9 protein-coding genes and 1 pseudogene are annotated in these 11,082 nt (G+C 48.6%); 2 read left to right on the top strand and 8 right to left on the bottom strand.

Going from position 1 to position 11,082, the window contains the following annotated elements:
* A pseudogene (locus CLOSYM_RS23925) lies at positions 1-221 on the top strand (transposase); the annotation flags it as partial.
* Positions 222-854: 633 nt separating this feature from the next.
* Here the strand turns inward: CLOSYM_RS23925 and CLOSYM_RS00505 are convergent.
* A complete protein-coding gene (locus tag CLOSYM_RS00505) occupies positions 855-2,282 on the bottom strand; it encodes a C40 family peptidase (RefSeq protein ID WP_003502813.1) in 1,428 nt (475 codons plus the stop codon).
* Between the two features lie 13 nt (positions 2,283-2,295).
* A complete protein-coding gene (gene trxB / locus CLOSYM_RS00500) occupies positions 2,296-3,216 on the bottom strand; it encodes a thioredoxin-disulfide reductase (RefSeq protein WP_003502811.1) in 921 nt (306 codons plus the stop codon).
* A 446-nt stretch (positions 3,217-3,662) separates the two neighbouring features.
* On the opposite strand from trxB, the gene ymfI reads away from it, so the two are divergent.
* Positions 3,663-4,394: an elongation factor P 5-aminopentanone reductase gene (ymfI, locus tag CLOSYM_RS00495; protein WP_003502809.1), complete on the top strand. Its 732-nt coding sequence runs from the start codon at positions 3,663-3,665 to the stop codon at positions 4,392-4,394.
* A gap of 139 nt (positions 4,395-4,533) precedes the next feature.
* Here the strand turns inward: ymfI and CLOSYM_RS00490 are convergent, their stop codons facing one another.
* From CLOSYM_RS00490 to CLOSYM_RS00465, 6 genes are all read right to left on the bottom strand, one after another.
* The gene (locus CLOSYM_RS00490) at positions 4,534-5,592 is read right to left on the bottom strand and encodes an acyl-CoA--6-aminopenicillanic acid acyl-transferase (RefSeq protein ID WP_021640525.1); all 1,059 of its coding nucleotides are present in this window, start codon (positions 5,590-5,592) and stop codon (positions 4,534-4,536) included.
* 20 nt (positions 5,593-5,612) lie between these two features.
* Entirely contained in the window at positions 5,613-6,608 is a 996-nt protein-coding gene (locus CLOSYM_RS00485; protein WP_044902010.1) for an ABC transporter ATP-binding protein, read from the bottom strand.
* 7 nt (positions 6,609-6,615) lie between these two features.
* Positions 6,616-7,590: an ABC transporter ATP-binding protein gene (locus CLOSYM_RS00480; RefSeq protein ID WP_044902009.1), complete on the bottom strand. Its 975-nt coding sequence runs from the start codon at positions 7,588-7,590 to the stop codon at positions 6,616-6,618.
* A gap of 20 nt (positions 7,591-7,610) precedes the next feature.
* Positions 7,611-8,447 (bottom strand): ABC transporter permease, encoded by an 837-nt coding sequence (locus CLOSYM_RS00475; protein ID WP_009297088.1) that lies wholly within the window; start codon positions 8,445-8,447, stop codon positions 7,611-7,613.
* Positions 8,448-8,460: 13 nt separating this feature from the next.
* On the bottom strand, positions 8,461-9,378 hold the full coding sequence (locus tag CLOSYM_RS00470) for an ABC transporter permease (protein WP_009297089.1): 918 nt from the start codon (positions 9,376-9,378) through the stop codon (positions 8,461-8,463).
* A gap of 113 nt (positions 9,379-9,491) precedes the next feature.
* A complete protein-coding gene (locus tag CLOSYM_RS00465; protein WP_021640522.1) occupies positions 9,492-11,078 on the bottom strand; it encodes an ABC transporter substrate-binding protein in 1,587 nt (528 codons plus the stop codon).
* Between the last annotated feature and the right edge of the window lie 4 nt (positions 11,079-11,082).

Raw genomic sequence — 11,082 nt, 5'->3', positions numbered from 1 at the left:
TCGACGGCGCCAACTATGACCTGGCCCTCTGGGTTGCTTACTACAACTTCCTTCGCCCCCACAAACACAATAGATACAAAGTCCTCAACGAAGTGGAGCTGCTGACTGGTGCCAACAACATGCCAGGCAAGTGGCAGCTTCTTATCTTCCTTGGCCAACAAACCATCCTGAATATGCAGAAAAATGGTACTGCAGCACCGGAGCGGAGCTGTTGTCAATAGAACCGTGGAATACCGGAACAGACGGCGCAACCGGCTGTGAGGATATGCCGCGAAAGTCTATGACATAAGGCTCACGGATTATCCTGTCCAGCACAAAAGGGGCAACTGCGCCCTTTTCCTGCCTTCCGGCGAGGACGGGTTCGGGCAGAGCCCGTAAACGGTTCAAGGGACAAGTCCCTTGTAGGTTCTTAGGGCAACGCCCTAAGCCCTCGGAGAGCTTATCGGAATAAATATCTGCAATTTTCAAGGTTCTTTTGAGCCTATTTTTTTCGACTCTGTTTTTCATAGATTAGTTGACACTACCGATTTTTACTTATGCTTCATCACATTAACGATTTAACTATATATTACAATAATACGCCTTCCTTGTCAAACTATTTTTTTTGAACATAAAACTATTTTTCCGATTTGTCTTTTATTTACATTTTGTTAAGTAAAAATCATCAGATACGTAATATTTTATAACTTATTTTCTGGCATAAAAAATAGACTGCTCACGAATCACATCCCGTGCAGACAGTCCATTTTATTCCTGTTTTGTGGTAAACTCAAGCAGGCAGAAAACCCTAAGAGCCTTCTGCCTGTAAAATCATTTTATATTAATCTCTTTTCAATAATCCCCTGCTCCCATCATTAATCCAGGAACGTCACCGCTTTACACGGAGTCCGGTAGTTGGACGGTGAAATTGTTATACCCGTAGCAGGAGTACTGGAATGGATCACCTGTCCTCCGCCTATGTACATGGCAACGTGATTGATATAGTTGCCGCTGGCATAGAACAGCAGATCTCCTGGCTGTGCGCTGCTGACCGATATCTCGCGTCCCTTTGCCGCCTGATCCCTGGAACTGCGCCCCGTTGTAATGCCGAAATGGGCATAAACGCCCTGTGTAAATCCGGAGCAGTCCGCACCGTTTGTCAGGCTGGTTCCTCCATATACATACGGATTTCCCAGGAACTGTTTGGCATAAGCCACTACGGCTGAGCGTGTGGCCGAAACCACTTCGCTGGAACCGCCTCCCGGTCCGTTTGAACCTGGGCTTCCGCCTCCCGGCCCTTTATTGCCCGACGCCGCCTTCGTGGTCTCGGGCGCTTTTGTGGTTTCAGGAGCCTTTGTCGGTTCAGGAGCCTTCGTCGTACTGTTCGGGTTGGCCTCTATCGTACCAGTATAAGCTGTCTCCGGAGCTTTCGTGGCGGCCGGAGCCTTGGTCGTCTGTTTGGGGGCCTCGGCCGTCTGCTTTGCAGCTTCCTTTTTGGCCTCTTCCATCTTCTTTATCGCGTCTTCCGCTTCTTTTTTCAGTTTTGCCGCTTCCGCTGCCTTCTGCTGCTCTTCCTGTGTTGAAACGGCCTTATTGAATTCAACCCTGACATCGATGTAATCCTTGAATACATAACCGACCAGATCGTTGTCCACGGATATTTTCGCAAAATCTCCCTCTTCTCCGATTACCACGTACTCGGCATCAGGCGAAAGCAGGTCCAGTGTACGGCTGTCCAGACTGGGCTTCTCGCGCAGCCTCAGAGTTGACGTGCTGGCGACGCGGGCCATCGGTGTGCCCACCTGTCTTGCAATCGACTCGGCTTCCGCTCCTGTTATAAAATACTGAGCTTTTATATAGCCCTTTACATTTCCCGACTGAATCTGGTACCACTTTCCGCCCTCCCCGTCCACGGTGGAAAGGATCGTGGCGGCACAGTTGTTGTAAATCTTTCCCACAACGGCGCTTGTGGTATTGGCCTCCGACCTTACATTGACATAATTGCTTACACGGGAAATGGCCACATTATCATATGCCGATTTTCCTGCGGCTTTAACGACCGGCACCTCCCCGGCCCGTTCCGATGTGGCGGCGCGGGCCAGCATCTCCTCGGAAGAAAATGCCTGAGCCAGCTCCTCCTCCGGGTTCAGGCTGCCTGCATAATAATTATTGATAGCCACCGACGCACCTGCCACCGGTGAATCTGTCTCCAGATTCATTGCGGCTTCCGATGAAAACGGACCGCCTCCTGCAATCAACAGGAAGGCAGACGACATCATCAGTATCTTCAAACCCTTTCTCATGTGAAACTTCCCCCTAAATCCTGGTGAGATAACTCTGTGCGCTTGTAATGCAGTTTGCTCCGTCGGCAGCCGCTGTAATAATCTGCCTCAGCGCCTTCGTTCTGACGTCCCCGGCTGCAAACACTCCGTCTACCGAAGTCCGTCCGTCCTCGCCGGCTATAATATATCCCTGGTTATCTGTCTCAACCTGTCCGGCATACTGTCCGCTGTCCGGTTCGATTCCTACGGCAACGAATACGCCGTCCACCTTCAGTTCACTCTTTTCACCGGTCTTTTTATTATTCAGCTTTAATGCCTCTACTTTATCCGAACCTACAATTTCTTCAACCACAGTATCCCAGATAACTTCTACATTATCGAGGGACATCAGGCGGTTCTGCAGGCTCTTCGCGCCTCTCAGTTCATCCCTCCTGTGGATCAGGTAAACCTTGCTGCACATTCTGGCCAAAAATATGGCATCCTCTATTGCCACATCGCCTCCGCCGATTACCGCGGTTGTTTTCCCCTTGAAAAATGCTCCGTCACACGTTGCACAGTAGGAAACCCCGGCCCCGGTCAGAATCTCCTCGCCTTTGGCTCCGAGCTTTCTGTGGTGGGCTCCCGTCGCTATGATTACCGCCCTGGCCAGATAAGTGTCGTTCTCACAAACTATCTTCTTAACCTCGCCGCCCAGTTCTGCGGCCGTAACAGTGTCTTCCTCAAATTCAGCTCCCAGCTTGTCTGCATGCTCCCTCAGCTTCATTCCAAGATCAAAACCCGAGATTCCCGGAAGTCCGGGATAGTTATCCACTTCATACGTGTTGAGAATTTGTCCCCCGCTCATCATGTTTCTCTCGATCACCACCGTATCAAGCTCCGCCCGCTGCGCGTAAACGGCCGCGCTTAAGCCGGCCGGGCCGGAACCGATAATGATCAGATCATGTATCTTGTCCATCTGGCTGTCCTCCAATCATTCTAATCTGTTCTTGTCCTAAATTTATCATCACGTATACTGCTGTATTATCATTTGTCATCGCCATACGGATCCATGGCTTTTGAGCTTACTTTTAAGTATACCACATCTTTCCAGCATGGAACAGATATTTTAGATGGAAACTTCTTACATTTTTATATTTTGTTACTTTTCACACCCTTGTTAAAAAGCGGCAATGCTGTAAAAAATAACAAGCGGGACATTACCGTGTAAAAAGTAACTATATTTTTTCAAATGTTTCCTGTCCTGCTGAAAAATTCGTTTTCCATGACATTTTCTCCAATCCGTGATAAAATATAAATATCCTGATAATCTGCCTGTCCCGGTAAAAATGGATTACGGCGACGTGCGGGAAGCTCCCGCGGTTCAGGATATAAAGTAAACTGACTTTCAAAGGAGTTGATTTTATGCCAAGAAAAACAGTACTTGTCACAGGCGCTTCCCGGGGAATCGGTAAGGCCATTGCGATAAAATATGCCAAAAAGGGCTACAACGTAATTATCACCTGTGTCCACCGGCGCGACCAGCTTCTGCTGACTGAGGTGGAAATTGAAAACTATAATGTAGAATGTATGACATGGGTCGGGGATGCCGGCGATTACAATTCCTGTGAGGAACTGTTCAAACAGATTAAAAAACAGTTCGGCGGCCTGGATGTCCTCGTAAACAACGCAGGGATTTCCTACATCGGACTGCTCCAGGATATGAAGCCGGAGGACTGGGAACTCATGATCCGGACGAATCTCACTTCGGTATTTAACTGCTGCCGTCTGGCTGTTCCAATGATGCTCCAGAAACAGCAGGGAAAGATAGTCAATATCTCCTCCGTATGGGGAATAAGCGGCGCATCCTGCGAAGTGGCTTATTCCGCCACCAAGGGAGGAGTCAATGCCTTTACCAAGGCGCTCGCCAAGGAACTGGCTCCCAGCAATATCCAGGTCAATGCCATTGCCTGCGGCGCCATCGACACGGAGATGAACCACTTCCTGCACAGGGAAGACTTAATCGGACTGATGGAAGACATTCCGGCGGGACGACTGGGTAAGGCGGAGGAAGTAGCTGATCTGGCTTACCATCTGGGATATAAGGAATCTTATCTGACCGGACAGATTATTGGGCTGGACGGTGGATGGATCTAAGTCTTATCCATATCTCTTCCGGCTTATGCAGTTCAGTATCAATGAGAATTTCCAATTCAGTAAAAAGAGAGAAGGCACCGGGCATTCTGCCCCGTTCTTTCTCTCTTTTTCACCGTCTCTTCCGTTTACTTTAGAGCCGTCAGCCGAGCGAGACGAATCTCAAATTCTCGCAGGGATTCCCGATGGTCGCCCATGCCTCACTGTCCTCCAATACAAACATGCTGGTGGAAACCGTCTTCGCCGGTACGCCGTCGTGCGGATGGCGGCAAATACAGTTTTGTCCGTTCTCATGGTCCGACATGATACGGAATAAATCCTGGAACCGCAGCTTTCCATAACGCTCCCCGACCAGTTCTCCGATTCTCTCATATCTTTTATAGGTGGATGTATACTGGGTGATGTCCGGATTTAAGTGTTTCAGCTTATCCGAAACATAATGGTTCGCACGGTACAGCACACCGCTGCCGTCATCCTCCTGTACGGCCACATCGTCTTTGGTCATCTCGACACAATAAGCATCCTTCGTATCTACGATTATCACATTCAGCCCGTTCAGCCTGGGAGATTTTTTGACATACTCTAAAGCTTCCTTTGCCGTCTTACATTCCGAAAGTAGAAGATGGGCATTCAAAAATATATGGGCCGCATCGACACGCTCCACATCCGATGGCGCTTTTACCGACCAGAAACCTGTATTTGTAACGCCAAGGCCGTAGCTGTTCATCCCGCATGCCGGATAAGTCACGGTTCCGGCCCCATTAATTTCCACCATCTTAAGGCCGTTCGGATACTCCCTTTTGATCACCGCCTGTTCAATATACATGCTCATATCCCTGTTTTTGATTACATAAGTGTTGCCGTCCACAGTGGCCTTGCCGCGGACCATCAGCATGCTGCACTCCTGATTAAAGTATTCGCTCATAAAATACGCCGGAATATTAAGATAAATAATATCCTCAAAGGAAATTCCGGAACCATCCGAGATACCCTTCATCTCCTGATAGAGATCCTGATGACAGCGTTCCATAAAACCAAGGTTGCGCTCCACAAATTTCCGGTACCGGTCATTATTCAGAGAATCCCTCTCCATCCGCTCTCTGACGAGAGCCACGTTTTTTTCGATGATCTCTCTTAATTTTTTTCCTTCCTGGACGCCCTGCTCATATGGCGTACCGGATACACTAATCACTGTTTTCATTTAATTTCCCCTTCCTCTATTTAAACTATTTGATTTACAGTTCCTCCGACCTTTGTACATCGGCAGTAATGTCCATCCCCCACCAGCATACGGGGAGGAGGAGCCAGCCGGCAGCTCTCATCCGCCATAGAGCATCTCGTACAGAAGCTGCATCCCTTTGGACGGTTAATGGGGCTTGGAAGCTCCCCGTGCAGGACAATCCGGTTCTTTTCAACCCCCGGTCTTGGTACCGGCACAGCCGATAATAACGCCTTTGTATATGGATGCGTGGGCCTTTTAAACAGCTCTTCCTTCGGGGCCGTCTCAACCACCTCGCCCAGATACATAACCGCCACCTGGGTCGATATATGCTGTACGATTCTCAGATCGTGCGATATGAACACAAGGGCGATTCCCAGTTCATTCTGCAGCTTCACCAGCAGATTGATAATTTGTGCCTGAATTGATACGTCAAGCGCGGAGACGCATTCATCGCAGACCAGCATATCAGGGCTCACCGCCAGGGCCCTGGCGATACAGATGCGCTGCCGCTGTCCTCCGGAAAACTCATGAGGATATTTTTTAAGGCTGTCACTGCCAAGACCAACCAGTTCCAAAAGCTCAGCCGCCTTCTTCTTTGCTTCTTTTTCCGAACACAGCCTATGGATAACAAACGGCTCGCTTAAAATACTTCCGACCCTCATTCTGGGATTCAGCGAGGCATAGGGATCCTGAAACACCATCTGCATATGCAGTCTGGTTCTTCTCATCTCTTCCTCCGACAGCTTCATCAGATCCCTGCCTTTAAAAATCACCTGCCCCTCCGTAGCTTCAATCAGCCTCAGTATCAATCTGGCAAAGGTGGATTTACCGCATCCCGACTCGCCCACGATCCCCAGTGTTTCCCCTTTCTTTATGATGAGATTAACGTCGTCCACGGCCTTGACGTACTTTTTCTCTTTCCCCAGTCCGCCGGAGACCGGGAACCACTTCCTTAAATTTCTTACTTCCATTAAAATATCGTTATCCGTCTTCATCTGCAACTCACCCCCATTCATTTGTATACTTCAGACAGGCTACGGTTCTGTTACCCAGAGTTATTTCCTCTGGTTTCTTTTTCCCACAGCACGGACGGGCATACCTGCAGCGGTTCCTGAACGCGCAGCCTTCGGGGAGAGCATAAATGCTGGGCACATTTCCTTCAATTGTTTCCAACGGTTTTCCGCTGTCTTCCATGGTTGGAATAGAGCCCAAAAGCCCCTCCGTGTAAGGATGTTTCGGTGATTCAAAAAGCTCTTTGACCGGAGCCTTCTCGACAATGCTGCCCGCGTACATGACCGCCACATTGTCGGCCATCTCTGCAATCACACCCAAATCATGAGTAATCATGATAATTGATGTCCCAAAGGTCTGGTTCAGATGATTCAGCAAGTCCAGAATCTGGGCCTGAATCGTTACATCGAGCGCAGTGGTTGGTTCATCCGCAATCAGGATTTGCGGATGGCAAAGTAATGACATTGCAATCATAATCCTTTGACGCATTCCCCCTGACATCTCAAAGGGATATTGCTTCAGCCTCGCCTCCGGGGACGGGATCTCCACCGTCTTCAGCATCTGAAGCACCCGTTCCCGGGCCTCCTTTTTTCCGATTTTTTCATGCCGGGACAGAATCTCCATCATCTGGTTCTCTATGGTATATAAGGGATTCAGACTTACCATCGGCTCCTGGAAGATCATCGATATACGGTTTCCCCGGTATGAAGACATCTTCCCTTCCGGCAGTTCCAGCAGGTTTATACCCTCAAACATGATTTTTCCGGAAATCTGGGCCGGCGGGAAAGACAGGAGCCTGATAATGCTTTTGGACGTAACGCTCTTACCCGATCCGGACTCTCCTACAAGCCCCAGTTTTTCCCCCTTCTTCAGTGAAAAGCTCACATCATTTACCGCAGAGGCTTCTCCATATTTGGTGTGAAACACTACGTTTAAATGTTCAACTTTTAAAATCGGTTCACTCACTTTGTTTCCTCCTCTCACGGTTACACATTCAGCTTCGGATCCAGGTAATCTCTCAGCCAGTCGCCCATCAGATTGACGCCGAGAACTGTCACAGTGATTGCAATTCCCGGAAGGATTGCAAGCCAGGGATTTGTCAGCATATAGTCGCGGCCGTCCGACAGCATTCTTCCCCATGTCGGAATTTCGAGGGGAACGCCAAGTCCCAGATAGCTCAGGGACGCCTCCATTAGTATGATTCGGGCCATTCCCAGCGTCGCCTGAACTATCACTGGACTGATAACATTGGGAATGATATGGTAAAGGATAATACGCCCGTTCTTCCCTCCCACGGAGCGTATTGCCTCAATATATTCCATCTCACGGACTGAGAGAATCTCACCCCTGATCAGCCTCGCATACTGTACCCAGTTGCTGATGGCTGCGATTAAAATAATATTCCTCAGACTACGTCCCAGGACGGCGGCAACAAACAGGGCCAAAAGTACGAATGGGAATGAAAGCTGGATATCCACAATACGCATAATCACGGAGTCCACCCATTTCCCGTAATAACCGGCCAAAGCTCCCAGCGTGATCCCAAGGATTCCTGCACAGATGGTTCCTGAGAATGCAACCAGAATTGTAACCCTGCTGCCGTAAATGATTCTGGACAGGATATCGCGCCCCAGCTGATCCGTACCCAGAAGATGCTTTGTTGTACCTCCTGCAAATACAGGATTCATCAGTTTATTAACCAAATCCTGTTTTGCAGGATCATAAGGCACAATCAGAGTGGCAGTAACCGCCGTAATAAATACGACCAAAACAATAATTACGCCAATCAGCCCTGTTTTGCTGTCTTTTAAGCTTTTCCACATAACTGTTTCCTCCTCACTGTAAACGGATTCTCGGATTAATGACGCAGTAGAGGACATCCACAATAAAGTTTACGACGACAAAGGTAACTGCCATCAAGATGACGATGACCTCTACCACCATAAAATCACTGTTATTGATGGACTGTACCAGAAGCCGTCCAATCCCCGGCCACGAAAATACCGTTTCCGTTATCACGGAGCCTCCCAATAATCCTGCAATCTGCAGGCCGACTACGGTCAGGACGGAACTGAGAGCATTTTTAAAGGCGTGCTTCATTACCACCGCAAAATTCTTCAGTCCCTTTGCTTTTGCCACGTCTATGTATTCCTTGCTCATAATCTCGATCATGTTGGAACGCAGCATTCTTGTAATCGTCGCAGCCGTGAATACTCCCAGTGTAAACGCCGGCATAAAAAGTGCGCTCCAGGAGTCAAATCCGGATGTCGGGAGCAGTTTGAGTTTGACTGAAAAAAGGAGCATCATCATAATTCCCAGCCAGAATGCAGGTACACACTGTCCCAGAAGAGCCAGGGAACGGATCACCGTATCCAGAACCGTATTTCTTTTTACAGCGGAGATAATTCCCGCGGGAATGCCAATCAAAAGAGAAATTCCCATGGCTGCCAAAGCCAGCGTAACGGTGGCCGGTACCCTCTCCAGAACTATCTGCAAAGCCGGTACACCGTAGTTATAGGACATCCCAAAATCTCCATGTAACGCATTTCCCAGGAACCTGAAATATTGAACAAAAATGGGATCATTGTATCCCATCTTCTCCCGCATCGCTGCAATTTCCTCAAAGGATGCAGTCTCCGGCAGCATAAGAGCCACCGGATCGCCGGCGATATTTAATACAAGAAAAACAATTATCGTGATACCAAGTATTGCAATCAGCGACTGCAGAAGCCGCTTGCCCAGATATTTTGCCATATGCCCCTTGCCCTTTCATTTTTGAAAAGGATTCTGCAAAATGTTTCTCATCTCGCAGAATCCTCCCAAATTTTATTTTTTGCTTATCTATCACAGATATTTATCACACCTGTTTATTTGTCAATTTTTGCATTATTTAGTATCAGCATCTCATCTGCCCTGGGAATCCATTGGCTGATTTTATATTTATTGTACGCATAAATCGCATGCGTCTGATACAGCGGAACTACCGGGGCGTGATCCACAAGGTATTGCTGGATTGCGGTATAAGCCTCCTGGCTGACAGCCGGATCTACGGCAGTATCGATATCATGCACAAGTTTATCGTATTCCGGATCGCTCCAGGCTGAATATCTTTCCCCTGTTCCCAGTACACATTTCATGATCAGATTTATGTTATTGTAAGGGCCTCCGAAACTGTAAAACGTCAGCGGCGAGGTTGTCTTTGCCTCATATTCATCCTTAATCGTATTGCTGTCCTTTTCCACTATCACGGTCTTTATTTCCACTTCTGCCAGCTGGGCTCCCACAGCCTGTGCGATATCGGCTGCATTGCTGAGTCCTGAGAAAGAACCCTCCATTTCCACCTCGAAGCCGTCCGGGTAGCCTGCTTCAGCAAGGAGCGCTTTTGCTGCCTCCGGATCGTATTCATATCCCCTGACCGACTCATCATAGCCCTCAAACATCGGGAGCGCCAGTGAATTACAGGGCTGTCCATAGCCGTCCAGCACGCCCTGTACCAGGGTATCCTTATCTATCGCCATGTTGATGGCCTGCCGTACTTTTAAATCCGTCACCGGACTGTCACCGAAGCTGTTCATTGTATAATAGACGGTACGGGTAGTCGGTTTGGACACCACCTCTATATTGCCAAGGCTGTTCAGACGCGAAATCTGGCTGGTGGTTACGGCGCTGATTAAATCAACCTCCCCTGCCTCCAGGGCTGCAATCCTGGCCGACGCCTCCGGAATCACCTTGCATATCAGCTCGTCGGCTGACGGTTTCGTTCCAAAATAGTCGGAAAACGCTTCCAGTTTAATTGATGCATCTTTATTCCACTCAACCATCCTGTAAGGGCCTGAGCCTATCGGTTTGGCATTAAATTCGCTGTCTCCAACCTGTTCCACGTAATGCTTTGGAATAATCTTTATGTAATTTAAACGGAGCAGTGTGGAGGCGTTCGGCTCATCTGTCTTGATATACATGGTATAATCGTCGATGGGCTCACAGTACATAAAAGAAAAATCACTTTTTAATTTATAGTCAGCTCCTTCCGCGCGAATGGTATCCATCGTATACTTCACATCTTCGCTCGTCATCTCCACGCCGTCGTGAAATTTAATTCCCTTTTTTAATGTGAATTTATAAGTGCAGTCGTCGATTAGCTCATACGACTCAGCCGCATCACATACGATATTATAATCTTCGTCGGTAGTCACCAGAGCGCTGAAAATCTGGGCCATCATGGCTGCCGTGATCGTGGATGTCGCATTTCTGGGATCCAGGCTGTCCACATCCTTTGTCTGTGCATAGGTGAGCGTAATCCTGTCCTCCTGCCCTGCGCTTTTGCCTTCTTCTCCCTGTTTAGCGCCGGTCTCAGAAGCTGCCGGTTTTTCGGAAGAACCAGGCGTCGCACAGCCTGCGAGAGTACCGGCCGTCATTGTAAATACCAGCAATAATGCCATCAATTTTTTCTTCATAGGT

The sequence above is a fragment of the [Clostridium] symbiosum ATCC 14940 genome, from assembly GCF_000466485.1.
Classification (GTDB): Bacteria; Bacillota; Clostridia; order Lachnospirales; family Lachnospiraceae; genus Otoolea; species Otoolea symbiosa.
The sequence above is the reverse complement of the archived record's forward strand: the minus strand, read 5'-3'. Positions and strand labels throughout refer to the sequence as shown.